This is a genomic window from Pseudomonas sp. FW300-N1A1, from assembly GCF_058789115.1.
Genome location: NZ_JBYTBK010000012.1, coordinates 1 through 24,459 on the forward strand (window position 1 = coordinate 1; position 24,459 = coordinate 24,459).

Consider the following 24,459-nt stretch of genomic DNA (forward strand, 5'->3'; position numbering starts at 1 on the left):
GTGTAAGCGCTGTGAGGCGTTGAGCTAACCAATACTAATTGCCCGTGAGGCTTGACCATATAACACCCAAGCAATTTGCTGACTCGAAAGAGCACCAGATTGCGGTGTGTGAAGACGAAACGAACCGAAAGTTCGAGATACTCACAAAACACCGAAGCTATCACATACCCAATTTGCTGAAGCGCGGCCAACGGGCCACGACTCAGTACCCGAATTTCTTGACGACCATAGAGCATTGGAACCACCTGATCCCATCCCGAACTCAGCAGTGAAACGATGCATCGCCGATGGTAGTGTGGGGTTTCCCCATGTGAGAGTAGGTCATCGTCAAGATTAAATTCCGAAACCCCTATCTGCATCTGCAGGTGGGGGTTTTGTTTTTGTGCGCGAAAAAGTTGGCGATTACGGTTTCTATGCAACGGCCCGGGGCATGGCTATCATGCGGGCCTCATTGTGAGGCGATACGTGCATGCTGACGTTGTTAAAACTCTTGAAGGATGGTCGTTTCCACTCGGGGCAGGCGCTTGGCGCCGCTCTGGGTATCAGCCGCAGTGCTGTCTGGAAGCAACTCCAGCACCTGGAAGCAGAGTTGGGTCTGTCTATTCATAAGGTCCGGGGACGTGGTTATCAGCTGAGCGCGCCGCTGACACTCCTCGATGGCCTGGAAATTACCAGGTCTTCTGCGCGGGGCAATTGGCCGGCGCTGGTATTTGATTCGATCGACTCGACCAATGCAGAGGCGCTGCGTTCCATAGAGCGCGGCGTGCCAGCCCCGTTTCTCGTGCTGGCAGAGCGCCAAACGGCAGGTCGGGGTCGGCGAGGTCGCAAGTGGGTGAGCCCTTTCGCGGAAAATATCTACTACAGCCTCGTCTTGCGCATAGAAGGCGGAATGCGACAGCTGGAGGGGTTGAGCCTGGTCGTCGGCCTCGCGGTGATGCAGACGCTGCGCGATCTGGGTATCACTGCCGCCGGGCTGAAGTGGCCTAACGATGTGCTGGTCGGCGAGAAAAAGATTGCCGGTATATTGTTGGAGTTGGTCGGGGATCCGGCTGATGTCTGCCACGTGGTCCTGGGCGTCGGTATCAATGTAAATATGCAGGAGGCTGATGAGGTTGATCAGCAGTGGACCTCTATGCGACTCGAGGCGGGTAGGGCATTTGATCGCAACCTGTTGGTGGCACGTTTGAACGATGTGCTGCAGGGCTATCTGGCTCGTCATCAGTTGTCAGGTTTCTCGGTGCTTCAAGAAGACTGGGAGCGGGGGCACTTATGGCAGGGGCGCTCTGTTTCATTGATTGCGGGTGTGAACCGGATTGACGGTGTTGTCATGGGGATCGATGGGCAGGGTGCGTTGCGCTTGAAAGTGGGTGATGCCGAAAAGGTTTTCAGTGGTGGCGAGCTAAGTCTGAGGCTGCGCGATGATTCTTGAGCTCGACTGTGGTAACAGCTTTATCAAGTGGCGAGTGTTGCATGCAGATGCCGCGAAATTGGTTGCCGAGGGCGTTGTGGACTCGGATCTCGCGTTGCTGGAGAGTCTGCGTGGCTGTGTCGGGTTGAATCTCAAGCACTGCCGCTTGGTCAGTGTGAGAACCAATGACGAGACGACTGCGCTGGTGTCCATGCTGGTCGATGCGTTTGCTGTTTCGGTGTTGTGCGCAGCACCCGCTCGTGAAATGTCTGGCGTGCACAATGGCTATGACGATTTTCAGCGGTTGGGGCTTGATCGCTGGCTGGCAATGCTCGGGGCTTATCACCTGGCCTCGGGAGCATGCCTGGTTCTCGATTTCGGTACGGCACTCACTGCGGACTTTGTTGCGGCGGATGGCAAGCACCTGGGCGGCTTTATCTGTCCAGGAATGCCCTTGATGCGCCACCAGTTGCGTACCCACACGCGGCGCATTCGCTATGACGATGTCGCGGCATCCCGAGCCCTGGAAAGCTTTGAGCCGGGACGAAATACGGTAGAGGCTGTAGAGCGTGGATGTTCATTGATGCTAAGAGGGTTTGTCCTGACTCAGCTTGAGCTGGCGCGCGAGTATTGGGGGGAGGATTTCTCGGTGTTTCTCACCGGTGGCGATGCGAGCCTCGTTTCGGGCGTAGTGCCGCGGGCGAGGGTGGTGCCGGATCTTGTCTTTGTGGGTTTGGCCATGGCGTGTCCATTGTCCTGAGGTCTATATGCGTTGGTTGTTTCTGCTTCTGCTCGTACTCAACGTGTTCTATTACGTCTGGCATCAACAGGAAGCCCCTTTGCGTGCCAAGGATGTGACTCCATTGAGCTTGTATCGGGGTTCACAGCAGGACATCCGGCTGTTGAGCGAAAAGCCTGAAGCCGCTGCGGCGCGGGACAAGGGACGCTCGGCTTCGATTGATGACAACTGTCTTTATCTCGGGGGCTTTGCTCGTCAGGAAACGGCAAGCGCATTCGAAGTGCGTTTGGCCTCGCTTGGTGTGAAGGTTCAGCAGCTATCGACTTCGCTTGCCGATTCCGCGGGTTACTGGATGCGGGTGACCCCGGAAAGCCGGCGTTTGGCCGACGATTCCGTGCTGCAGAACCTTGCTAATGAATTCAATGAGTTAAAACATAAAATAATGCGGTGCGAGGGGGTTGCAACTGCTCAATAGGTTGCATAGAATGGCGCCCGCTCCACAGTGAACGCCTTCAACGGCAACCACCGCGGAGCGATGTCAATGCAGCTAACCTCAGGTTTTTAATGAGAAAATGCTTGACAGAAGGCTGGCATGATGTAGAATGCCGGCTCGCTTAGGAGGGGTTCCCGAGCGGCCAAAGGGATCAGACTGTAAATCTGACGTCTACGACTTCGAAGGTTCGAATCCTTCCCCCTCCACCAGATTTTAGCGTGAGCTGCAAGCTTACGCGGGTATAGTTTAGTGGTAGAACCTCAGCCTTCCAAGCTGATGATGCGGGTTCGATTCCCGCTACCCGCTCCAAGTTTGCAGGTTGTGCAAAGTGTTTCGCTCTTGTAGCTCAGTTGGTAGAGCACACCCTTGGTAAGGGTGAGGTCAGCGGTTCAAATCCGCTCAAGAGCTCCATATAACAAGGCAGATATGAAAATATCTGCCTTTGTTTTAATGGCTAGTGTGACTTGCTTAATTCTTCTCCTAGGGGTGATTTCGATGGCTAAGGAAAAGTTCGAACGTAATAAGCCGCACGTCAACGTAGGTACCATTGGTCACGTCGACCACGGTAAGACTACTCTGACTGCTGCTCTGACTCGCGTCTGCTCCGAGGTTTTCGGTTCGGCTAAGGTTGACTTCGACAAGATCGATAGCGCCCCAGAAGAAAAAGCACGTGGCATCACCATCAACACCGCTCACGTTGAATACGATTCGGCCGTGCGTCACTACGCGCACGTTGACTGCCCAGGTCACGCCGACTACGTAAAAAACATGATCACCGGTGCTGCCCAGATGGATGGCGCTATCCTGGTTTGCTCGGCCGCTGATGGTCCGATGCCGCAAACTCGTGAGCACATCCTGCTGTCCCGTCAGGTAGGCGTTCCGTACATCGTTGTCTTCCTGAACAAGGCTGACATGGTAGACGACGCTGAGCTGCTGGAGCTGGTTGAGATGGAAGTGCGCGATCTGCTGAGCACTTACGACTTCCCAGGTGATGACACTCCGATCATCATTGGTTCGGCTCTGATGGCTCTGAATGGTCAAGACGACAACGAGATGGGCACAACTGCCGTCAAGAAGTTGGTTGAGACGCTGGATAGCTATATTCCACAGCCTGAGCGTGCTATCGACAAGCCGTTCCTGATGCCGATTGAAGACGTATTTTCGATCTCTGGTCGTGGTACGGTTGTGACTGGTCGTGTTGAGCGTGGCATCGTCCGCATTCAGGAAGAAGTTGAGATTGTTGGTCTTCGTGACACGGTCAAAACTACCTGTACTGGTGTTGAGATGTTCCGTAAGTTGCTTGATGAAGGTCGTGCTGGTGAAAACTGCGGCGTTCTGCTGCGTGGCACCAAGCGTGACGACGTTGAGCGTGGTCAGGTTCTGGTCAAGCCAGGTACCGTTAAGCCACACACCAAGTTCACCGCAGAAGTTTACGTTCTGAGCAAGGAAGAAGGCGGTCGTCATACTCCGTTCTTCAAAGGCTACCGTCCACAGTTCTACTTCCGTACTACTGACGTGACTGGTAACTGCGAGCTGCCAGAAGGCGTTGAGATGGTAATGCCAGGTGATAACGTTCAAATGACCGTTACCCTGATCAAAACCATCGCGATGGAAGATGGTCTGCGTTTCGCTATCCGTGAAGGCGGTCGTACCGTCGGCGCTGGCGTCGTGGCAAAAGTCATCGAGTAAGTTGTTGTAATGTCTTTTTCGGGCCGGCATAATGGTCGGCCTGATTTTGTTTTAGGTCAGTAGCTCAATTGGCAGAGCGACGGTCTCCAAAACCGTAGGTTGGGGGTTCGATTCCCTCCTGACCTGCCAGATTCACTCAGTGTGTCTGGCTTTCTTTTCACAGGATCTTCATAGATGACTCCTAAAGCTGAAGCTCAAGGCTCTCGCTTCGATCTGCTTAAGTGGCTAGTGGTAGCTGCTTTGGTGGTTGTTGGCGTTGTTGGCAATCAGTATTACTCTGCTTCGCCGATCCTGTACCGTGTACTCGCTTTGCTTGCCATTGCTGCTGTAGCTGCCTTTGTAGGCCTGCAGACGGCGAAGGGCAAGTCTTTCTTTGTACTGGTTAAGGAAGCTCGCACCGAGATTCGTAAAGTCGTTTGGCCAACTCGCCAAGAAACCACGCAGACCACCCTGATTGTGGTGGCTGTTGTTCTGGTTATGGCGTTGCTGTTGTGGGGTCTTGATTCCCTGCTCGGCTGGCTTGTTTCCTTGATTGTCGGCTAAGGGTGTCCCGTGGCTAAGCGTTGGTATGTTGTGCATGCTTACTCGGGTTACGAGAAGCATGTCATGCGCTCGCTGGTAGAGCGCGTAAAGCTGGCTGGCATGGAAGATGGCTTCGGCGAAATTCTGGTTCCCACTGAAGAAGTGGTTGAAATGCGTAATGGCCAGAAGCGCAAAAGCGAACGTAAGTTCTTCCCTGGCTATGTGCTGGTCCAGATGGATATGAACGAGGGTACTTGGCACTTGGTCAAGGACACTCCTCGTGTGATGGGCTTCATTGGCGGTACCGCTGATAAGCCGGCACCAATCACTGATAAAGAAGCAGAAGCGATTCTGCGTCGCGTTGCTGATGGTAGCGACAAGCCGAAGCCGAAGACGTTGTTCGAGCCGGGCGAAGTGGTTCGTGTTACCGACGGTCCGTTTGCCGATTTCAATGGCACGGTCGAAGAAGTTAACTACGAAAAGAGCCGGATCCAAGTGGCGGTGCTCATTTTCGGTCGCTCTACTCCGGTAGAGCTAGAGTTCAGCCAGGTCGAAAAGGTCTAGCCGAACAAGCATCCCAACCCCGCAGCCCTAGGCTGTGGGGTTTTGTCGTCACTGGGATAAACGCGCAAGTAACCGGGGAGCCTCTCGAGGCGTTTGAACCCGTAATTGGAGTGCCTCATGGCCAAGAAGATTACCGCTTACATCAAGCTGCAAGTGAAGGCCGCTCAGGCTAACCCAAGCCCACCTGTTGGTCCGGCCCTGGGTCAGCACGGCGTGAACATCATGGAATTCTGCAAGGCTTTCAACGCCCGTACCCAGGGTCTTGAAGCTGGTCTGCCGACTCCAGTGATCATCACTGTCTACAGCGACCGTAGCTTCACGTTCGAAACCAAGTCGACCCCTGCTTCGGTTCTGCTGAAGAAGGCTGCTGGTCTGACTAGCGGTTCCGCTCGTCCAAACACCGTTAAGGTTGGCACTGTAACTCGTGCTCAGCTGGAAGAAATCGCGAAAACCAAAAACGCGGATCTGACTGCAGCTGATATGGAAGCAGCCGTGCGTACTATCGCCGGTTCTGCTCGTAGCATGGGCCTTAACGTGGAGGGTGTGTAATGGCTAAGCTGACCAAGCGCCAAAAGGCTATCGCCGGCAAAATCGAAGCGGGCAAAGCCTACAGCTTCGTTGACGCTGCTGCTCTCCTGACCGAGCTGTCGACCGTCAAGTTCAGCGAGTCGGTAGACATCGCTGTAAACTTGGGTGTTGACCCGCGTAAATCTGACCAGGTTGTTCGTAGCGCTACTGTGCTGCCACACGGCACTGGCAAGACTGTTCGCGTTGCTGTGTTCACCCAGGGCCCGGCAGCTGAAGCTGCTCTGGCTGCTGGCGCTGATCGCGTAGGCATGGATGACCTGGCTGCCGAAATGAAAGGCGGCGACCTGAACTATGACGTGGTTATCGCATCCCCGGATGCAATGCGCGTTGTGGGTCAGTTGGGTCAGATCCTCGGTCCACGTGGCCTGATGCCTAACCCTAAAGTCGGCACTGTGACGCCAGACGTAGCTACCGCGGTTAAAAACGCCAAGGCTGGTCAGGTTCGTTATCGCACCGACAAAAACGGCATCATCCACACTTCCGTTGGCAAGGTCGGTTTCGACGCCGTCAAGCTGAAGGAAAACGTTGAAGCCCTGATCGCTGATCTGAAGCGTATCAAGCCAGCTTCCTCGAAAGGTATCTACGTTAAGCGCGTTACCCTGAGCACCACTATGGGCCCAGGTCTGGTCATCGACCAAGGCTCGCTGGACGTTTAAGCAATACATTGGCGCGAGTGATCGCGCCAATTGAAAAAAATTGGGGTCCCTGCCTGGCGGGGGCTATCCAAGACCGTAGGCGACGCAAGTCTTAAACCTCAAGCCTACGCAGATGGTGCTCCCGGTTCCTTACCGAATCAGACACCAAAACGACATCCGGCCTCGGCCAGATGAAACGGTAACAAGCAGGAGTTAAACCCGTGGCAATTAATCTCGAAGACAAGAAGGCCATCGTCGCTGAAGTCAACGAGGCTGCCAAAGCTGCTCTGTCCGCTGTCGTGGCTGATGCCCGTGGTGTGACAGTAGGCGCTATGACCGGACTCCGTAAAGAGGCTCGTGAAGCTGGCGTATACGTACGTGTTGTACGTAACACCCTGCTCAAGCGCGCTGTTGCTGACACTGAATACAGTGTCCTCAACGACGTGTTCACAGGCCCGACTCTGATCGCGTTCTCCAAAGACCATCCAGGCGCTGCTGCCCGTTTGTTCAAGGAATTCGCCAAGAGTCAGGATAAGTTCGAGATCAAGGCAGCTGCGTTCGAGGGCAAGTTCCTCGCAGCTAACCAAATCGACGTACTGGCAACACTGCCGACCCGTAACGAAGCTATTTCTCAGCTGATGAGCGTGATTCAAGGCGCTACCAGCAAGCTGGCTCGTACTCTGGCTGCAGTTCGCGAGCAAAAAGAAGCTGCCGCAGCCTAAGGCTGAGCACTTTCTCTCGCGTATTTTTGTTTATTTCGATGGCCGCGTAGGCCGTCCCCCAATTCAGGAAATACAGCAATGTCTATCTCCCAAGACGATATCCTCAACGCCGTAGCTGAAATGTCGGTTCTGCAGGTTGTTGAGCTGATCAAAGCTTTCGAAGAAAAATTCGGCGTTTCCGCTGCTGCTGCATCGGCTGGTCCAGCTGCTGCTGCCGCCGTTGTTGAAGAGCAAACCGAATTCAACGTCATGCTGACCGAAGCTGGCGAGAAGAAAGTAAACGTGATCAAGGCAGTACGTGAACTGACCGGTCTGGGCCTGAAAGAAGCCAAGGCTGTAGTTGACGGCGCTCCTGCCATGGTTCTGGAAGCTGTTTCGAAAGACGCAGCTGACAAAGCCAAAGCAACTCTGGAAGAAGCAGGCGCTAAAGTCGAGCTGAAGTAAGCATCGACTTTGCGTCTCCAGCCCGAGCGTTAAGCGAAAGGCTGATGGCTGGTGGCTCTTGCCACCGGCCTTTTTCCGTTATTGGCAGCCGACTGGGTCGGTGCTGATGACGAGCTGTAACCACCCGATGCGGTGGCGCAAACCATGGGGTTTGCACGATTTTCTGGCTGCTCCCGTCGGGAGGGGCCAAACAAGCAGGTGACCAAGCTGGGGAACGCTGATGGCTTACTCATATACTGAGAAAAAACGTATCCGCAAGGACTTTAGCAAGTTGCCGGACGTCATGGATGTGCCGTACCTCCTGGCCATCCAGCTGGATTCGTATCGTGAATTCTTGCAAGCGGGAGCGACTAAAGATCAGTTCCGCGACGTGGGCCTGCATGCGGCCTTCAAATCCGTTTTCCCGATCATCAGCTACTCCGGCAATGCTGCGCTGGAGTACGTCGGTTATCGACTGGGCGAACCGGCATTTGATGTCAAAGAATGCGTATTGCGCGGTGTAACTTACGCCGTACCTTTGCGGGTAAAAGTGCGCCTGATCATTTTCGACAAAGAATCGTCGAACAAAGCGATCAAGGACATTAAAGAGCAAGAAGTCTACATGGGTGAAATCCCCCTGATGACTGAGAACGGTACCTTTGTAATCAACGGTACCGAGCGTGTAATCGTTTCCCAGCTGCACCGTTCCCCGGGCGTGTTCTTCGACCACGACCGTGGCAAGACGCACAGCTCCGGTAAACTGTTGTACTCCGCGCGGATCATTCCTTACCGCGGTTCGTGGCTGGACTTCGAGTTCGACCCGAAAGACTGCGTATTCGTGCGTATCGACCGTCGTCGCAAGCTGCCTGCATCGGTATTGCTGCGCGCGCTCGGTTACACCACTGAAGAAGTGCTCGACGCGTTCTACACCACCAACGTCTTCCACGTGCAAGGTGAAAACCTCAGCCTGGAACTGGTGCCTCAACGCCTGCGCGGTGAAATTGCTGTCCTGGATATCCTGGATGACAAAGGCAAGGTTATTGTCGAGCAAGGTCGTCGTATCACAGCTCGTCACATCAACCAGTTGGAAAAAGCCGGGATCAAAGAGCTGCAAGTGCCTCTGGACTACGTCCTGGGTCGCACTACCGCCAAGGTCATCGTGCATCCGGCAACCGGCGAAATCCTGGCAGAGTGCAACACCGAGCTGAACACCGAGATCCTGGCGAAAATCGCCAAATCCCAGGTTGTTCGCATCGAAACTCTGTACACCAACGATATCGATTGCGGTCCGTTCGTCTCCGACACCCTGAAGATCGACTCCACCAGCAACCAATTGGAAGCGCTGGTCGAGATCTATCGCATGATGCGTCCTGGCGAGCCGCCAACCAAAGACGCTGCCGAGACCCTGTTCAACAACCTGTTCTTCAGCCCTGAGCGCTATGACCTGTCTGCGGTCGGCCGGATGAAGTTCAACCGTCGTATCGGCCGTACCGAGATCGAAGGTTCGGGCGTGCTGTGCAAGGAAGACATCGTCGCGGTACTGAAGACTCTGGTCGACATCCGTAACGGTAAAGGCATCGTCGATGACATCGACCACCTGGGTAACCGTCGTGTTCGTTGCGTAGGCGAAATGGCCGAGAACCAGTTCCGCGTTGGCCTGGTACGTGTTGAGCGTGCGGTCAAAGAGCGTCTGTCGATGGCTGAAAGCGAAGGCCTGATGCCGCAAGACCTGATCAACGCCAAGCCAGTGGCTGCGGCGGTGAAAGAGTTCTTCGGTTCCAGCCAGCTGTCCCAGTTCATGGACCAGAACAACCCGCTGTCCGAGATCACCCACAAGCGTCGTGTTTCTGCACTCGGCCCTGGCGGTCTGACGCGTGAGCGTGCTGGCTTTGAAGTGCGTGACGTACACCCGACTCACTACGGTCGTGTATGCCCGATTGAAACGCCGGAAGGTCCGAACATCGGTCTGATCAACTCCCTGGCGGCCTATGCGCGCACCAACCAGTACGGCTTCCTCGAGAGCCCGTACCGTGTGGTGAAAGACGCTCTGGTCACCGACGAGATCGTCTTCCTGTCCGCCATCGAAGAAGCTGATCATGTGATCGCTCAGGCTTCGGCCACGATGAACGACAAGAAAGTCCTGATCGACGAACTGGTAGCTGTTCGTCACTTGAACGAGTTCACCGTCAAGGCGCCGGAAGACGTCACCTTGATGGACGTATCGCCGAAGCAGGTAGTTTCGGTCGCAGCGTCGCTGATCCCGTTCCTCGAGCACGACGACGCCAACCGTGCGTTGATGGGTTCGAACATGCAGCGTCAAGCTGTACCGACCCTGCGCGCTGACAAGCCGCTGGTAGGTACCGGCATGGAGCGTAACGTAGCCCGTGACTCCGGCGTTTGCGTCGTGGCTCGTCGTGGCGGCGTGATCGATTCCGTCGATGCCAGCCGTATCGTGGTTCGTGTTGCTGATGACGAAGTTGAAACCGGCGAAGCTGGTGTCGACATCTACAACCTGACCAAGTACACCCGCTCCAACCAGAACACCTGCATCAACCAGCGTCCGCTGGTTCGCAAAGGTGATCGGGTTCAGCGCAGCGACATCATGGCTGACGGCCCGTCCACCGACATGGGTGAGCTGGCGCTGGGTCAGAACATGCGTATCGCGTTCATGGCCTGGAACGGTTACAACTTCGAAGACTCCATCTGCCTGTCCGAACGTGTTGTTCAGGAAGATCGCTTCACCACGATCCACATTCAGGAACTGACCTGTGTGGCACGTGACACCAAGCTTGGGCCAGAGGAAATCACTGCAGACATCCCTAACGTGGGTGAAGCTGCACTGAACAAGCTGGACGAAGCCGGTATCGTTTACGTAGGTGCTGAAGTTGGCGCTGGCGACATCCTGGTGGGTAAGGTCACTCCGAAAGGCGAGACCCAACTGACTCCGGAAGAGAAGCTGTTGCGCGCGATCTTCGGTGAAAAAGCCAGCGACGTTAAAGACACCTCCCTGCGAGTGCCTACTGGCACCAAGGGTACCGTCATCGACGTGCAGGTCTTCACCCGTGACGGCGTTGAGCGTGATGCTCGTGCACTGTCGATCGAGAAGACTCAACTCGACGAGATCCGCAAGGACCTGAACGAAGAGTTCCGTATCGTTGAAGGCGCGACTTTCGAACGTCTGCGTTCCGCTCTGGTCGGCCGCAAAGCCGAAGGCGGCGCCGGTCTGAAGAAAGGTCAGGACATCACCGACGAAGTTCTCGACGGTCTTGAGCATGGTCAGTGGTTCAAACTGCGCATGGCTGAAGATGCTCTGAACGAGCAGCTCGAGAAGGCTCAGGCCTACATCGTTGATCGCCGCCGTCTGCTGGACGACAAGTTCGAAGACAAGAAGCGCAAACTGCAGCAGGGCGATGACCTGGCTCCAGGCGTGCTGAAAATCGTCAAGGTTTACCTGGCAATCCGTCGCCGCATCCAGCCGGGCGACAAGATGGCCGGTCGTCACGGTAACAAAGGTGTGGTCTCCGTGATCATGCCGGTTGAAGACATGCCGCACGATGCCAATGGCACCCCGGTCGACGTGGTCCTCAACCCGCTGGGCGTACCTTCGCGTATGAACGTTGGTCAGATCCTTGAAACCCACCTGGGCCTCGCGGCCAAAGGTCTGGGTGAGAAGATCAACCGTATGATCGAAGAGCAGCGCAAGGTTGCTGACCTGCGTAAGTTCCTGCACGAGATCTACAACGAGATCGGCGGTCGCAACGAAGATCTGGATAGCTTCTCCGACCAGGAAATCCTGGATCTGGCTCAAAACCTGCGTGGCGGCGTACCGATGGCCACTCCAGTGTTCGACGGTGCCAAGGAAAGCGAAATCAAGGCCATGCTGAAACTGGCAGACCTGCCAGAAAGCGGCCAGATGCAGCTGACCGACGGCCGTACCGGCAACAAGTTCGAGCGCCCGGTTACCGTTGGCTACATGTACATGCTGAAGCTGAACCACTTGGTAGACGACAAGATGCACGCTCGTTCTACCGGTTCGTACAGCCTGGTTACCCAGCAGCCGCTGGGTGGTAAGGCGCAGTTCGGTGGTCAGCGTTTCGGGGAGATGGAGGTCTGGGCACTGGAAGCATACGGTGCTGCATACACTCTGCAAGAAATGCTCACAGTGAAGTCGGACGATGTGAACGGCCGGACCAAGATGTACAAAAACATCGTGGACGGCGATCACCGTATGGAGCCGGGCATGCCCGAGTCCTTCAACGTGTTGATCAAGGAAATTCGTTCCCTCGGCATCGATATCGATCTGGAAACCGAATAACACGTGACGCGAATCGAGAGCGGGGCAGGATTGCCCGCTCTCTGCTCCGCCAGGAGGAAAGGCCTTGAAAGACCTACTGAATTTGCTGAAAAACCAGGGTCAAGTCGAAGAGTTCGACGCCATCCGTATCGGATTGGCATCGCCTGAGATGATCCGTTCGTGGTCGTTCGGTGAAGTTAAAAAGCCGGAAACCATCAACTACCGTACGTTCAAACCTGAGCGTGACGGCCTGTTCTGCGCCAAGATCTTTGGCCCGGTAAAGGATTACGAGTGCCTGTGCGGTAAGTACAAGCGCTTGAAGCACCGTGGTGTGATCTGCGAGAAGTGCGGCGTTGAAGTTGCACTGGCAAAAGTTCGTCGTGAGCGCATGGCGCACATCGAGCTGGCCTCGCCAGTTGCCCACATCTGGTTCCTGAAATCGCTGCCGTCGCGTATCGGCTTGCTGATGGACATGACCCTGCGTGATATCGAACGCGTTCTCTACTTCGAGAGCTATGTCGTTATCGACCCAGGCATGACCACCCTTGAAAAAGGTCAGTTGCTCAACGACGAGCAGTACTTCGAAGCGCTGGAAGAGTTTGGTGACGATTTCGATGCCCGCATGGGTGCCGAAGCTGTCCGCGAACTGCTGCACGCAATCGACCTGGAGCACGAGATTGGCCGTCTGCGCGAAGAAATTCCGCAAACCAACTCCGAAACCAAAATCAAGAAGCTGTCCAAGCGTCTGAAGTTGATGGAAGCCTTCCTGGGTTCCGGCAACTTGCCAGAGTGGATGGTGCTGACCGTTCTGCCGGTTCTGCCGCCGGATCTGCGTCCACTGGTCCCATTGGATGGCGGTCGTTTCGCCACGAGCGACCTCAACGATCTGTATCGTCGAGTGATCAACCGTAACAACCGTTTGAAGCGCCTGCTGGATCTGTCCGCTCCGGACATCATCGTGCGCAACGAAAAGCGTATGTTGCAGGAAGCCGTCGATGCACTGCTCGACAACGGTCGTCGTGGTCGCGCTATCACCGGTTCCAACAAGCGTCCTCTGAAATCCCTGGCTGACATGATCAAGGGTAAGCAGGGTCGTTTCCGTCAGAACTTGCTCGGTAAGCGTGTTGACTACTCCGGTCGTTCGGTAATTACCGTAGGTCCGACCCTGCGTCTGCACCAGTGCGGTCTGCCGAAGAAAATGGCTCTCGAGCTGTTCAAGCCGTTCATCTTCGGCAAGCTGGAAATGCGTGGTCTCGCTACCACCATCAAAGCTGCCAAGAAGATGGTCGAGCGCGAGTTGCCAGAGGTTTGGGACGTTCTCGCTGAAGTGATTCGCGAACACCCAGTGCTCCTCAACCGTGCACCGACCCTTCACCGTCTGGGTATCCAGGCGTTTGAACCGGTACTGATCGAAGGTAAGGCTATTCAGCTGCACCCGCTGGTCTGCGCCGCGTACAACGCCGACTTCGACGGCGACCAAATGGCCGTGCACGTACCGCTGACGCTGGAAGCCCAGCTGGAAGCGCGTGCGTTGATGATGTCGACCAACAACATTCTGTCGCCAGCCAACGGTGAGCCAATCATCGTTCCGTCGCAGGACGTTGTATTGGGTCTGTACTACATGACCCGTGAAGCGATCAACGCCAAGGGCGAAGGTCGTGTGTTCGCGGATCTGCAGGAAGTTGACCGTGTGTTCCGTGCCGGCGAAGCCGCACTGCACGCCAAGGTCAAAGTGCGGATCAACGAAACCGTCAACGACCGTGATGGCGGCAGTGTGAGCAACACCCGTATCGTCGACACCACTGTCGGCCGTGCGCTGTTGTTCCAGGTTGTGCCAAAAGGTCTGTCGTACGACGTCGTCAACCTGCCGATGAAGAAAAAGGCGATCTCCAAGCTGATCAACCAGTGCTACCGCGTGGTTGGTCTGAAAGAGACCGTGATTTTCGCTGACCAGTTGATGTACACCGGTTTTGCCTATTCGACCATTTCCGGCGTTTCCATCGGTGTTAACGACTTCGTTATCCCGGATGAAAAAGCCCGCATCATCAGCGCTGCCACCGATGAAGTGAAAGAGATCGAAAGTCAGTACGCCTCCGGCCTGGTAACCCAGGGCGAGAAGTACAACAAAGTGATCGACCTTTGGTCCAAGGCGAACGACGAAGTGTCCAAGGCGATGATGGCCAACCTCTCGAAAGAGAAGGTCATCGACCGTCATGGCGTCGAAGTCGACCAGGAATCCTTCAACTCGATGTACATGATGGCCGACTCGGGCGCACGGGGTTCTGCTGCGCAGATCCGTCAGCTCGCCGGTATGCGTGGCCTGATGGCCAAGCCGGACGGTTCCATCATCGAAACGCCGATTACCGCGAACTTCCGTGAAGGTTTGAGCGTACTTCAGTACTTCATCTCCACTCACGGTGCTCGTAAAGGTCTGGCGGATACCGCGTTGAAAACGGCGAACTCCGGTTACCTGACTCGTCGTCTGGTAGACGTGGCGCAGGATCTGGTCGTGACCGAGATCGATTGCGGCACCGAACACGGTCTGCTGATGACACCGCACATTGAAGGCGGTGACGTTGTAGAGCCGTTGGGTGAGCGCGTATTGGGTCGTGTTATTGCCCGTGACGTATTCAAGCCAGGTACCGAGGACATTATCGTTCCTGCCGGCACCCTGGTAGACGAGAAGTGGGTTGAATTCATCGAGCTGAACAGCATCGACGAAGTGATCGTGCGTTCGCCGATCAGCTGCGAAACCCGCTATGGCATTTGCGCCAAGTGCTACGGCCGTGATCTGGCTCGTGGTCACCAGGTGAACATCGGTGAAGCGGTCGGCGTTATCGCTGCCCAGTCCATCGGTGAGCCGGGTACCCAGCTGACGATGCGTACGTTCCACATCGGTGGTGCGGCAAGCCGGACCTCCGCGGCCGACAGCGTTCAGGTGAAGAATGGCGGTACCGTCCGTCTGCACAACCTGAAGCACGTTGAGCGAGTGGATGGTCACCTGGTTGCTGTGTCCCGTTCCGGTGAGCTGGCCATCGCTGATGACTTCGGTCGTGAGCGCGAGCGCTACAAGCTGCCGTACGGTGCTGTGATTTCGGTTAAAGAAGGTGACAAGGTCGACGCTGGCGCCATCGTGGCCAAGTGGGATCCGCACACTCACCCGATCGTTACCGAAATGAAAGGTACCGTGACCTACGTGGGCATGGAAGAAGGCATCACGATCAAGCGTCAGACTGACGAATTGACCGGTATGACCAACATTGAAGTTCTCGATGCCAAAGACCGTCCGGCTGCCGGCAAGGACATCCGTCCTGCGGTGAAGATGGTCGATGACAACGGCAAGGATCTGTTGCTGCCAGGTACTGACGTAATCGCTCAGTACTTCCTGCCAGCCAACGCCCTGGTCGGTGTGGCGGACGGTGCGCGGATCGCGATCGGTGACGTAATCGCTCGTATCCCGCAAGAAACTTCGAAAACTCGCGACATCACCGGTGGTCTGCCGCGTGTTGCCGACTTGTTCGAAGCTCGTCGTCCGAAAGAAGCGTCGATTCTGGCTGAAGTCAGCGGCACCATCGCGTTCGGTAAAGAGACCAAGGGCAAGCGCCGCCTGGTTATCACCCCGAACGACGGTAGCGATCCGTATGAAGAGCTGATTCCGAAGTGGCGTCACCTGAACGTGTTCGAAGGCGAACAGGTAAACCGCGGCGAAGTTATCTCCGACGGCCCAAGCGATCCACACGACATCCTGCGTCTGCTGGGTGTGAGTGCGCTGGCCAAGTACATCGTTAACGAGATCCAGGACGTTTACCGTCTGCAAGGCGTGAAGATCAACGATAAGCACATCGAGACCATCCTGCGTCAGATGCTGCGTAAAGTTGAAATCGCTGAATCCGGCGATTCCAGTTTCATCAAGGGCGACCAGATGGAACTGACTCACGTACTGGTAGAGAACGAGCGCTTGAGCGGCGAAGACAAATTTGTCTCCAAGTTCACTCGCGTCCTGCTGGGTATCACCAAGGCGTCGTTGTCCACCGAATCGTTCATCTCGGCGGCCTCCTTCCAGGAGACCACTCGTGTACTGACCGAAGCGGCGGTAACCGGCAAGCGCGATTACCTGCGCGGCCTGAAAGAAAACGTGGTCGTGGGTCGTCTGATCCCGGCAGGTACCGGTCTGGCTTATCACAGCGAGCGCAAGCGCCGCCGTGATGCAGACAAACCGTTGCGCGTAAGCGCCAGTGAAGTGGAAGCTGCACTGACCGAGGCGCTGAACTCGAGCGGTAACTGAGTTCTGCGATAAATAAGCGTGGGGCCCTGGCCGCTCCATTCGTCGAATCGAGACAAATTGTCGAGATTGGATGAGTGGGGAGGTTGGGGCCTTGCCTTGACTGGGGGCAAGATCCTCTTTAGACTCTTGTACCCCTAAATTTGGCGGGAATTCGTTCCTGCCATTTTGCTTTTCTTGCAAGACAATAGCGTCGCAAGACAACAGTGGAGCTAGTAGATGGCAACTATCAACCAGCTGGTACGTCAGCCGCGTAAGCGTATCGTCGAGAAATCCGACGTGCCTGCGCTGCAGAACTGCCCGCAACGTCGTGGCGTATGCACCCGTGTGTATACCACCACGCCGAAAAAACCTAACTCGGCACTGCGTAAAGTATGCCGTGTGCGTCTGACCAACGGTTTCGAGGTTTCCTCGTACATCGGCGGTGAAGGCCACAACCTGCAAGAGCACAGCGTGGTACTGATCCGCGGCGGTCGTGTAAAAGACTTGCCAGGTGTTCGTTACCACACCGTACGCGGTTCTTTGGATACTTCCGGCGTTAAAGGTCGTAACCAGGGTCGTTCGAAGTACGGTACCAAGAAGCCTAAGTAGTAGCGGCTTTTTGTAAAAACTGAATTATCTATTTTTCTGAGTCGATAAGAGTAAGGTCGGAGGCGTCCCGAAAGGGCACCGATTCCGAGCGAACCTGAAGACCGTTTGAGGGCTTATCCATGCCAAGAAGACGCGTAGCAGCCAAGCGCGAAGTGCTTGACGATCCAAAATACGGAAGCCAGATCCTGGCCAAGTTCATGAACCACGTGATGGAAAGCGGCAAGAAAGCCGTTGCCGAGCGTATCGTTTATGGCGCGCTGGAAAAGGTTAAAGAACGCAAGAACAGCGATCCCCTGGAAATCTTCGAGAAAGCTCTCGACGCCATCGCTCCGCTGGTCGAAGTGAAGTCGCGCCGTGTAGGCGGTGCTACTTACCAGGTTCCGGTCGAAGTTCGTCCGTCCCGTCGTAACGCCCTGGCAATGCGCTGGTTGGTAGACTTCGCCCGTAAGCGCGGCGAGAAGTCTATGGCTCTGCGTTTGGCCGGCGAACTGTTGGACGCTGCTGAAGGTAAAGGTGCTGCTGTTAAGAAGCGTGAAGATGTGCACCGTATGGCCGAAGCTAACAAAGCTTTCTCGCACTACCGCTTCTAATTTTAGCTTCACTAATTTTGCGAGGGCTTTATGGCTCGTACTACTCCGATTAGTCGCTACCGTAACATCGGTATCGTCGCTCACGTGGATGCTGGTAAAACCACCACCACCGAGCGCGTCCTTTTTTACACTGGCAAAAGTCACAAGATGGGCGAGGTGCATGACGGCGCCGCGACCACCGACTGGATGGTTCAGGAGCAGGAGCGTGGTATTACCATTACTTCTGCTGCCATTACCGCCTTCTGGCAGGGTTCCGAGAAACAGCACAAAGATCAATACCGCTTCAACGTCATCGACACCCCGGGCCACGTTGACTTCACCATTGAAGTTGAGCGTTCCCTGCGTGTTCTCGACGGCGCGGTCGTTGTGTTCTGCGGTACCTCGGGTGTTGAGCCTCAGTCGGAAACCGTATGGCGTCAAGCCAACAAGTACGGCGTTCCACGTCTTGTTTACGTCAACAAGATGGACCGTGCTGGTGCGAACTTCCTGCGCGTGATCGGTCAGATCAAGCAGCGTCTGGGTCACACTCCGGTGCCAATCCAGTTGGCCATCGGTTCCGAAGACAACTTCCAGGGTCAGATCGATCTGATGGCTATGGAGGCTGTTTACTGGAATGACGCTGACAAAGGCATGACCCCACGTCGCGAGCCTATCCCTGCTGAACTGCAGGAATTGGCTAACGAGTGGCGCGGCAATATGGTTGAGGCTGCGGCCGAGGCCAGCGAAGAGCTGATGAACAAGTACCTCGAAGGTGAAGAACTCACCAACGCGGAAATCAAGGCCGCTCTGCGTCAGCGTACCATCGCTGGTGAGATCGTTCTGGCTGTTTGCGGTTCTTCCTTCAAGAACAAGGGTGTTCCCCTGGTTCTCGACGCCGTTATCGATTACTTGCCTGCTCCAACTGACATTCCTGCCATCAAGGGTACTGACCCGGATGACGAGGAAAAGCAAATGGAGCGTCATGCGAACGACGACGAGCCGTTCTCGGCTCTGGCGTTCAAGATCGCTACCGACCCGTTCGTGGGTACCTTGACCTTCGTCCGCGTTTACTCGGGCGTGTTGGCCTCCGGCGACGGCGTGATCAACTCGGTCAAGGGCAAGAAAGAGCGCGTGGGTCGTATGGTGCAAATGCACGCAAACGCCCGTGAAGAAATCAAGGAAGTGCGCGCTGGCGACATCGCCGCCTTGATCGGCATGAAGGACGTCACCACTGGTGAAACTTTGTGCGACGCTGCTAAGCCAATCATCCTGGTTCGCATGGACTTCCCGGAGCCGGTTATTTCGGTTGCCGTTGAGCCTAAGACCAAGGATGACCAGGAAAAAATGGGTATCGCTCTGGGCAAACTTGCTCAGGAAGATCCATCTTTCCGCGTTAAAACTGATGAAGAGACTGGTCAAACGATCATCTCTGGCATGGGCGAGCTGCACCTGGACATCCTGGTTGACCGGATGCGCCGTGAGTTCAACGTCGAAGCCAACATCGGTAAGCCTCAGGTTTCCTATCGTGAGCGCATCACGAAGAACTGTGAAATTGAAGGCAAGTTCGTTCGTCAATCCGGCGGTCGTGGCCAGTTCGGCCATTGCTGGATCCGTTTTGCTCCTGCTGACGAAGGTCAGGAAGGTCTGCAATTCGTGAACGAAGTTGTGGGTGGTGTGGTTCCTAAGGAATACATCCCGGCTATCCAGAAGGGTATCGAAGAGCAGATGAAGAACGGCGTTGTTGCCGGCTATCCGCTGATCGGCCTGAAGGCTACCGTGTTCGATGGTTCTTACCACGACGTCGACTCCAACGAGATGGCGTTTAAGGTGGCTGCTTCCATGGCGACCAAGCAACTGGCCCAGAAGGGCGGTGGTGAGTTGCTTGAGCCGATCATGGCGGTAGAGGTTGTTACGCCTGAAGACTATATGGGTGACGTGATGGGCGACCTTAACCGTCGTCGCGGCATGATCCTGGGTATGGAAGACACGGTTTCCGGCAAAGTGATTCGTGCCGAGGTTCCGTTGGGTGAAATGTTCGGTTATGCGACCGACGTTCGTTCCATGTCCCAAGGTCGCGCAAGCTACTCTATGGAATTCAAAAAATACAATACAGCTCCGACGCACATCGTCGAAACTGTTACCAAAAAACAAGGCTGATTCAGCCCTTTAGGCAAGGAGTTAATTGTCGTGGCTAAAGAAAAATTTGACCGTACCCTCCCGCACGTCAACGTTGGCACCATTGGTCACGTTGACCACGGTAAAACCACGCTGACCGCTGCTCTGACTCGCGTCTGCTCCGAAGTTTTCGGTTCTGCTGTTGTTGCTTTCGACAAGATCGACAGCGCTCCAGAAGAAAAGGCTCGTGGTATCACCATCAACACCGCGCACGTTGAGTACAACTCGCTGATCCGTCACTACGCTCACGTTGACTGCCCAGGTCACGCTGACTATGTGAAAAACATGATCACCGGTGCTGCTCAGATGGACGGCGCTATCCTGGTTTGCTCGGCCGCTGATGGTCCGATGCCGCAAACCCGTGAGCACATCCTGTTGTCCCGTCAGGTTGGCGTTCCGTACATCGTTGTCTTCCTGAACAAGGCTGACATGGTTGACGACGCTGAGCTGCTGGAACTGGTTGAGATGGAAGTGCGCGACCTGCTGAGCACTTACGACTTCCCGGGCGACGACACTCCGATCATCATCGGTTCGGCTCTGATGGCTCTGAACGGCCAAGACGACAACGAAATGGGCACCACTGCCGTTCGTAAACTGGTTGAGACTCTGGACAGCTACATTCCAGACCCAGTTCGTGTTATCGACAAGCCGTTCCTGATGCCAATCGAAGACGTATTCTCGATCTCGGGTCGCGGTACTGTTGTAACTGGTCGTATCGAGCGCGGTATCGTCAAGGTTCAAGATCCACTGGAAATCGTTGGTCTGCGTGACACTACCGTCACCACCTGCACCGGTGTTGAAATGTTCCGTAAGCTGCTCGACGAAGGTCGTGCTGGCGAGAACTGCGGCGTGCTGCTGCGCGGCACCAAGCGTGACGACGTTGAGCGTGGCCAGGTTCTGGTCAAGCCGGGTTCGGTTAAGCCGCACACTACCTTCGAAGCTGAAGTGTACGTGTTGAGCAAAGAAGAAGGCGGTCGCCACACTCCGTTCTTCAAAGGCTACCGTCCACAGTTCTACTTCCGGACCACTGACGTGACCGGTAACTGCGAGCTGCCGGAAGGCGTTGAAATGGTAATGCCAGGCGACAACATCAAAATGGTTGTCACCCTGATCAAAACCATCGCAATGGAAGATGGTCTGCGTTTCGCTATTCGTGAAGGCGGTCGTACCGTCGGCGCTGGCGTCGTAGCCAAAATCATCGCTTAATAAGTGATGACTTGAAAAAGCCCCCGCTAAGCGGGGGCTTTTTTATTGGGTTGACACTGTGGTGGCCCGTCTATAGAATTGCGCCTCCTTTTAACGGGCGTATTGCGCTCGCTGGGAATAGCAGCCGGAGTCTGAAATCCAATGCAAAATCAGCAAATCCGTATCAGGTTGAAGGCTTTTGACCATCGCCTGATCGACCAATCCACCCAGGAAATCGTGGAAACCGCGAAACGTACTGGTGCTCAAGTGCGTGGTCCAATTCCACTGCCTACCCGTAAAGAGCGGTTCACCGTTCTGGTCTCCCCGCACGTCAACAAAGACGCGCGTGACCAGTACGAGATCCGTACTCATAAGCGCGTTCTGGACATCGTCCAGCCAACGGATAAAACCGTTGATGCACTTATGAAGCTTGATCTTGCGGCTGGTGTGGAAGTGCAGATCAGCCTCGGCTAAGACTCGGTCTTAGTCGTGTAACGCTCTGAAATGGGCGGCCATAGCGGGTGAAAGCCCCGTACACTCATGAGGTTTACAACATGACTATTGGTGTAGTCGGTCGTAAATGCGGTATGACCCGTATTTTCACCGAAGAAGGTGTCTCCATTCCGGTCACGGTCATTGAGATCGAGCCGAATCGCGTCACCCAGTTCAAAACTGAAGAAACCGATGGCTATCGTGCAGTGCAAGTCACTGTCGGCGAGCGTCGCGCTTCGCGTGTAACAGCTGCTCAAGCTGGCCACTTCGCCAAGGCGAACGTTGCCGCTGGTCGTACCGTAATGGAATTCCGCCTTGAAGAAGGCGAGTACCAGGCCGGCGATCTGATCAACGCTGAAATCTTCGCCGCTGGTCAACTGGTTGATGTAACCGGTCAGTCCAAGGGTAAAGGCTTCCAGGGTACGATCAAGCGTTGGAACTTCCGCGGGCAAGATAATACCCACGGTAACTCCGTGTCCCACCGCGTTCCAGGCTCTATCGGCCAGTGCCAGACTCCTGGTCGTGTATTCAAGGGCAAGAAAATGTCCGGTCATATGGGCGCTGAGCGCGTGACCGTGCAGTCCCTCGAAGTAGTGCGCGTGGACGCTGAACGCAATCTGTTGTTGGTCAAGGGCGCTGTTCCTGGCGCTACTGGCGGCAACTTGGTTGTACGTCCAGCAGCCAAGGCTCGCGGTTAAGGGGAAGCTGACATGCAATTAAATGTAAATGACGCTCAAGCGATCGAAGTTTCCGAACTGACATTTGGCGGCGAATTCAACGAGACGCTGGTTCACCAAGCAGTCGTGGCCTACATGGCTGGCGGCCGTCAAGGTAGCAAGCAGCAAAAGACCCGTTCCGATGTTCGTGGTGGCGGTAAGCGCCCATGGCGTCAGAAAGGTACTGGCCGTGCTCGTGCCGGTACTATCCGTAGCCCAATCTGGCGCGGCGGCGGCACCACTTTCGCAGCTCGTCCACAGGATCACTCCCAGAAGCTGAACAAGAAGATGTATCGCGCAGCAATGCGTTCCATCCTTGCTGAGCTGGTGCGTACTGATCGTCTGGTCGTGGTTCAGGACTTCGCTGTTGATGCGCCGAAGACCAAAGATCTGCTGAACAAACTGACCGGCATGGGCCTGACTGACGTCTTGATCGTGTCTGAAGTGGTTGATCAGAACCTGTACCTGGCTGCTCGTAACCTGCCACACGTTGATGTGCGTGACGTGCAAGGTTCCGATCCAGTTAGTCTGATCGCATACGACAAGGTGTTGATCACCGTGTCGGCCGTGAAGAAATTCGAGGAGCTGCTGGGATGAACCAGGAACGCGTATTTAAAGTTCTGCTTGGCCCGCACGTTTCCGAGAAGGCTACGGTTCTGGCTGACAAGAAAGGCCAGTTCGTTTTCAAGGTTGCAACTGACGCAACCAAGCTGGAAATCAAGAAGGCCGTCGAAAGCCTGTTCAGCGTGAAAGTAGAGCGTGTTACTACCCTGAATGTTCTGGGTAAGAGCAAGCGCACTGCTCGCGGTCTGGGCAAGCGTAATGACTGGAAGAAGGCAGTTATCTCCCTTCAGCCAGGCCAAGATCTCGATTTCAGCAGCAGTGCTGAGTAAGGAAGGGGTGCATCATGGCAATCGTTAAATGCAAACCGACTTCCCCTGGCCGCCGTTTTGTGGTCAAGGTGGTCAACCAGGAGCTGCATAAAGGCGCTCCTCACGCACCGCTGCTCGAGAAAAAATCGAAGACTGGTGGTCGTAACAACAATGGTCGTATTACCACTCGTCACATTGGTGGTGGCCATAAGCAGCATTATCGTATGGTCGATTTCCGTCGCAACGACAAAGATGGCATCGTCGCCACTGTCGAGCGTATCGAATACGATCCAAACCGTACTGCTCACATCGCACTGCTGTGCTACGCAGACGGCGAGCGCCGCTACATCATCGCCCCTAAAGGCGTGAGTGCTGGCGACCAGCTGATCGCAGGCGCTCTGGCTCCAATCAAGCCAGGCAACTCCCTGCAACTGCGCAACATCCCAGTGGGTAGCACCATTCACGGCATCGAACTGAAGCCGGGCAAAGGTGCACAGATCGCTCGTTCCGCTGGTGCCTCGGCTCAGCTGATCGCTCGTGAAGGTGTCTATGTGACCCTGCGTCTGCGCTCTGGTGAAATGCGTAAAGTCCTGGCTGAATGCCGTGCGACCCTGGGCGAAGTCTCGAACTCCGAGCACAGCCTGCGTTCGCTGGGTAAAGCTGGTGCCAAACGCTGGCGTGGCGTTCGCCCAACCGTTCGTGGTGTTGCCATGAACCCGGTTGACCACCCACATGGTGGTGGTGAAGGTCGTACCTCTGGTGGTCGTCATCCGGTATCGCCATGGGGCTTCCCGACTAAGGGCGCGAAGACTCGTGGTAATAAGCGTACCGACAAAATGATCGTCCGTCGTCGCAAGTAAATAGAGGGATACGACAGTGCCACGTTCTCTGAAAAAAGGTCCTTTTATCGATCTTCACCTACTGAAGAAGATCGAAGTGGCGGCGGAAAAGAACGATCGCAAACCAGTGAAAACCTGGTCGCGCCGTTCGATGATCCTGCCACAAATGGTCGGTCTGACCATCGCAGTACACAACGGTCGTCAGCACGTCCCAGTTCTCGTGAACGAAGACATGGTCGGCCACAAACTGGGCGAGTTTGCCGGTACCCGCACATATCGTGGGCACGTGGCTGACAAGAAAGCCAAGCGTTAAGGGGTTAGGAAATGGAAGTAGCCGCTAAGTTGTCGGGCGCTCGAATCTCCGCCCAGAAAGCCCGCTTGGTCGCCGACCAGATCCGCGGGAAGAAGGTGGGCGAAGCGCTCAACCTGTTGGCTTTCAGCAGTAAGAAAGCCGCCGAGATCATGAAGAAAGTGCTGGAGTCGGCCGTAGCCAACGCCGAGCATAACGAAGGCGCAGACGTTGATGACCTTAAAGTCAGCACCGTTTTCGTCAACGAAGGGCGTTCGCTGAAGCGCATCATGCCACGTGCCAAAGGCCGTGCTGATCGCATCGTCAAGCGGTCTTGCCATATCACTGTCAAGGTTGCTGACAAGTAACGGA

General features: G+C 55.4%; 23 protein-coding genes, 4 tRNA genes and 1 rRNA gene. All 28 read left to right on the forward strand.

Translation table 11 applies throughout. The features are described 5' to 3' along the window. Window positions 1-217: 217 nt before the first annotated feature. The 28 genes from rrf (at window position 218) to rplV (ending at window position 24,455) form a co-directional block, all read left to right on the forward strand. A 5S ribosomal RNA gene (gene rrf, locus AC3WQN_RS10875) occupies window positions 218-333 on the forward strand. 136 nt (window positions 334-469) lie between these two features. Further along, entirely contained in the window at window positions 470-1,429 is a 960-nt protein-coding gene (gene birA / locus AC3WQN_RS10880) for a bifunctional biotin--[acetyl-CoA-carboxylase] ligase/biotin operon repressor BirA (protein ID WP_103401071.1), read from the forward strand. After that, window positions 1,419-2,168, forward strand: coding sequence for a pantothenate kinase (locus tag AC3WQN_RS10885; protein ID WP_103401070.1), 750 nt, complete (start codon window positions 1,419-1,421; stop codon window positions 2,166-2,168). The genes birA and AC3WQN_RS10885 overlap by 11 nt, the downstream gene beginning before the upstream one ends. 7 nt (window positions 2,169-2,175) lie before the next feature. Further along, window positions 2,176-2,622 (forward strand): hypothetical protein, encoded by a 447-nt coding sequence (locus AC3WQN_RS10890; RefSeq protein WP_103401069.1) that lies wholly within the window; start codon window positions 2,176-2,178, stop codon window positions 2,620-2,622. A 142-nt stretch (window positions 2,623-2,764) separates the two neighbouring features. Next, window positions 2,765-2,849: transfer RNA gene (locus AC3WQN_RS10895), tRNA-Tyr, on the forward strand. Between the two features lie 26 nt (window positions 2,850-2,875). Next, window positions 2,876-2,949 (forward strand) — tRNA-Gly (locus AC3WQN_RS10900). Between the two features lie 26 nt (window positions 2,950-2,975). Then, window positions 2,976-3,051 (forward strand) — tRNA-Thr (locus AC3WQN_RS10905). Between the two features lie 84 nt (window positions 3,052-3,135). Further along, window positions 3,136-4,329, forward strand: a complete 1,194-nt coding sequence (gene tuf / locus AC3WQN_RS10910) for an elongation factor Tu (RefSeq protein ID WP_007896619.1) — start codon at window positions 3,136-3,138, stop codon at window positions 4,327-4,329. Between the two features lie 53 nt (window positions 4,330-4,382). Then, window positions 4,383-4,458, forward strand: a tRNA-Trp gene (locus AC3WQN_RS10915). A 45-nt stretch (window positions 4,459-4,503) separates the two neighbouring features. Then, a complete protein-coding gene (gene secE / locus AC3WQN_RS10920; RefSeq protein ID WP_095147411.1) occupies window positions 4,504-4,872 on the forward strand; it encodes a preprotein translocase subunit SecE in 369 nt (122 codons plus the stop codon). 9 nt (window positions 4,873-4,881) lie between these two features. Further along, on the forward strand, window positions 4,882-5,415 hold the full coding sequence (nusG, locus tag AC3WQN_RS10925; protein WP_003186097.1) for a transcription termination/antitermination protein NusG: 534 nt from the start codon (window positions 4,882-4,884) through the stop codon (window positions 5,413-5,415). A 117-nt stretch (window positions 5,416-5,532) separates the two neighbouring features. Then, window positions 5,533-5,964 carry a 50S ribosomal protein L11 gene (gene rplK, locus AC3WQN_RS10930; RefSeq protein WP_095147410.1) on the forward strand — a complete coding sequence of 144 codons (432 nt, stop codon included), beginning with the start codon at window positions 5,533-5,535 and terminating at the stop codon, window positions 5,962-5,964. Continuing rightward, the gene (gene rplA / locus AC3WQN_RS10935; RefSeq protein ID WP_093426590.1) at window positions 5,964-6,659 is read left to right on the forward strand and encodes a 50S ribosomal protein L1; all 696 of its coding nucleotides are present in this window, start codon (window positions 5,964-5,966) and stop codon (window positions 6,657-6,659) included. The genes rplK and rplA overlap by 1 nt, the downstream gene beginning before the upstream one ends. A gap of 200 nt (window positions 6,660-6,859) precedes the next feature. Continuing rightward, entirely contained in the window at window positions 6,860-7,360 is a 501-nt protein-coding gene (rplJ, locus tag AC3WQN_RS10940; protein WP_003176433.1) for a 50S ribosomal protein L10, read from the forward strand. A 78-nt stretch (window positions 7,361-7,438) separates the two neighbouring features. Continuing rightward, window positions 7,439-7,804 (forward strand): 50S ribosomal protein L7/L12, encoded by a 366-nt coding sequence (gene rplL, locus AC3WQN_RS10945; RefSeq protein ID WP_025215758.1) that lies wholly within the window; start codon window positions 7,439-7,441, stop codon window positions 7,802-7,804. A 220-nt stretch (window positions 7,805-8,024) separates the two neighbouring features. Continuing rightward, window positions 8,025-12,098: a DNA-directed RNA polymerase subunit beta gene (gene rpoB / locus AC3WQN_RS10950; RefSeq protein WP_103401068.1), complete on the forward strand. Its 4,074-nt coding sequence runs from the start codon at window positions 8,025-8,027 to the stop codon at window positions 12,096-12,098. Window positions 12,099-12,162: 64 nt separating this feature from the next. Then, window positions 12,163-16,362 carry a DNA-directed RNA polymerase subunit beta' gene (gene rpoC, locus AC3WQN_RS10955; RefSeq protein WP_103401067.1) on the forward strand — a complete coding sequence of 1,400 codons (4,200 nt, stop codon included), beginning with the start codon at window positions 12,163-12,165 and terminating at the stop codon, window positions 16,360-16,362. Between the two features lie 216 nt (window positions 16,363-16,578). Then, window positions 16,579-16,950, forward strand: a complete 372-nt coding sequence (rpsL, locus tag AC3WQN_RS10960) for a 30S ribosomal protein S12 (RefSeq protein ID WP_002555494.1) — start codon at window positions 16,579-16,581, stop codon at window positions 16,948-16,950. 119 nt (window positions 16,951-17,069) lie between these two features. Continuing rightward, on the forward strand, window positions 17,070-17,540 hold the full coding sequence (rpsG, locus tag AC3WQN_RS10965) for a 30S ribosomal protein S7 (RefSeq protein WP_002555493.1): 471 nt from the start codon (window positions 17,070-17,072) through the stop codon (window positions 17,538-17,540). Between the two features lie 30 nt (window positions 17,541-17,570). Then, window positions 17,571-19,676 (forward strand): elongation factor G, encoded by a 2,106-nt coding sequence (gene fusA, locus AC3WQN_RS10970; protein ID WP_103401066.1) that lies wholly within the window; start codon window positions 17,571-17,573, stop codon window positions 19,674-19,676. A gap of 30 nt (window positions 19,677-19,706) precedes the next feature. After that, window positions 19,707-20,900 (forward strand): elongation factor Tu, encoded by a 1,194-nt coding sequence (gene tuf / locus AC3WQN_RS10975; protein ID WP_008145495.1) that lies wholly within the window; start codon window positions 19,707-19,709, stop codon window positions 20,898-20,900. Window positions 20,901-21,041: 141 nt separating this feature from the next. After that, complete coding sequence (gene rpsJ, locus AC3WQN_RS10980; RefSeq protein WP_003186070.1) at window positions 21,042-21,353, forward strand: 30S ribosomal protein S10; 312 nt, start codon at window positions 21,042-21,044, stop codon at window positions 21,351-21,353. Window positions 21,354-21,433: 80 nt separating this feature from the next. Then, complete coding sequence (gene rplC / locus AC3WQN_RS10985; RefSeq protein ID WP_003186059.1) at window positions 21,434-22,069, forward strand: 50S ribosomal protein L3; 636 nt, start codon at window positions 21,434-21,436, stop codon at window positions 22,067-22,069. Window positions 22,070-22,081: 12 nt separating this feature from the next. Beyond that, on the forward strand, window positions 22,082-22,684 hold the full coding sequence (gene rplD / locus AC3WQN_RS10990) for a 50S ribosomal protein L4 (protein WP_071553150.1): 603 nt from the start codon (window positions 22,082-22,084) through the stop codon (window positions 22,682-22,684). Then, window positions 22,681-22,980, forward strand: a complete 300-nt coding sequence (rplW, locus tag AC3WQN_RS10995; protein WP_002555488.1) for a 50S ribosomal protein L23 — start codon at window positions 22,681-22,683, stop codon at window positions 22,978-22,980. Before rplD ends, rplW begins: the two co-directional genes overlap by 4 nt. A 14-nt stretch (window positions 22,981-22,994) precedes the next feature. Next, the gene (gene rplB, locus AC3WQN_RS11000) at window positions 22,995-23,819 is read left to right on the forward strand and encodes a 50S ribosomal protein L2 (protein ID WP_095147403.1); all 825 of its coding nucleotides are present in this window, start codon (window positions 22,995-22,997) and stop codon (window positions 23,817-23,819) included. 16 nt (window positions 23,820-23,835) lie between these two features. After that, on the forward strand, window positions 23,836-24,111 hold the full coding sequence (gene rpsS, locus AC3WQN_RS11005; protein WP_002555486.1) for a 30S ribosomal protein S19: 276 nt from the start codon (window positions 23,836-23,838) through the stop codon (window positions 24,109-24,111). A gap of 11 nt (window positions 24,112-24,122) precedes the next feature. Then, window positions 24,123-24,455 (forward strand): 50S ribosomal protein L22, encoded by a 333-nt coding sequence (rplV, locus tag AC3WQN_RS11010; RefSeq protein WP_003103908.1) that lies wholly within the window; start codon window positions 24,123-24,125, stop codon window positions 24,453-24,455. Window positions 24,456-24,459: the final 4 nt, after the last annotated feature.

Bases quoted from the DNA above. Each gene is read 5' to 3' on its own strand.
- birA (WP_103401071.1), top strand. From the start codon at position 470: ATGCTGACGTTGTTAAAACTCTTGAAGGATGGTCGTTTCCACTCGGGG.
- AC3WQN_RS10885 (WP_103401070.1), top strand. From the start codon at position 1,419: ATGATTCTTGAGCTCGACTGTGGTAACAGCTTTATCAAGTGGCGAGTG.
- AC3WQN_RS10890 (WP_103401069.1), top strand. From the start codon at position 2,176: ATGCGTTGGTTGTTTCTGCTTCTGCTCGTACTCAACGTGTTCTATTAC.
- tuf (WP_007896619.1), top strand. From the start codon at position 3,136: ATGGCTAAGGAAAAGTTCGAACGTAATAAGCCGCACGTCAACGTAGGT.
- secE (WP_095147411.1), top strand. From the start codon at position 4,504: ATGACTCCTAAAGCTGAAGCTCAAGGCTCTCGCTTCGATCTGCTTAAG.
- rplK (WP_095147410.1), top strand. From the start codon at position 5,533: ATGGCCAAGAAGATTACCGCTTACATCAAGCTGCAAGTGAAGGCCGCT.
- rplA (WP_093426590.1), top strand. From the start codon at position 5,964: ATGGCTAAGCTGACCAAGCGCCAAAAGGCTATCGCCGGCAAAATCGAA.
- rplL (WP_025215758.1), top strand. From the start codon at position 7,439: ATGTCTATCTCCCAAGACGATATCCTCAACGCCGTAGCTGAAATGTCG.
- rpoB (WP_103401068.1), top strand. From the start codon at position 8,025: ATGGCTTACTCATATACTGAGAAAAAACGTATCCGCAAGGACTTTAGC.
- rpsL (WP_002555494.1), top strand. From the start codon at position 16,579: ATGGCAACTATCAACCAGCTGGTACGTCAGCCGCGTAAGCGTATCGTC.
- rpsG (WP_002555493.1), top strand. From the start codon at position 17,070: ATGCCAAGAAGACGCGTAGCAGCCAAGCGCGAAGTGCTTGACGATCCA.
- fusA (WP_103401066.1), top strand. From the start codon at position 17,571: ATGGCTCGTACTACTCCGATTAGTCGCTACCGTAACATCGGTATCGTC.
- rpsJ (WP_003186070.1), top strand. From the start codon at position 21,042: ATGCAAAATCAGCAAATCCGTATCAGGTTGAAGGCTTTTGACCATCGC.
- rplC (WP_003186059.1), top strand. From the start codon at position 21,434: ATGACTATTGGTGTAGTCGGTCGTAAATGCGGTATGACCCGTATTTTC.
- rplD (WP_071553150.1), top strand. From the start codon at position 22,082: ATGCAATTAAATGTAAATGACGCTCAAGCGATCGAAGTTTCCGAACTG.
- rplW (WP_002555488.1), top strand. From the start codon at position 22,681: ATGAACCAGGAACGCGTATTTAAAGTTCTGCTTGGCCCGCACGTTTCC.
- rplB (WP_095147403.1), top strand. From the start codon at position 22,995: ATGGCAATCGTTAAATGCAAACCGACTTCCCCTGGCCGCCGTTTTGTG.
- rplV (WP_003103908.1), top strand. From the start codon at position 24,123: ATGGAAGTAGCCGCTAAGTTGTCGGGCGCTCGAATCTCCGCCCAGAAA.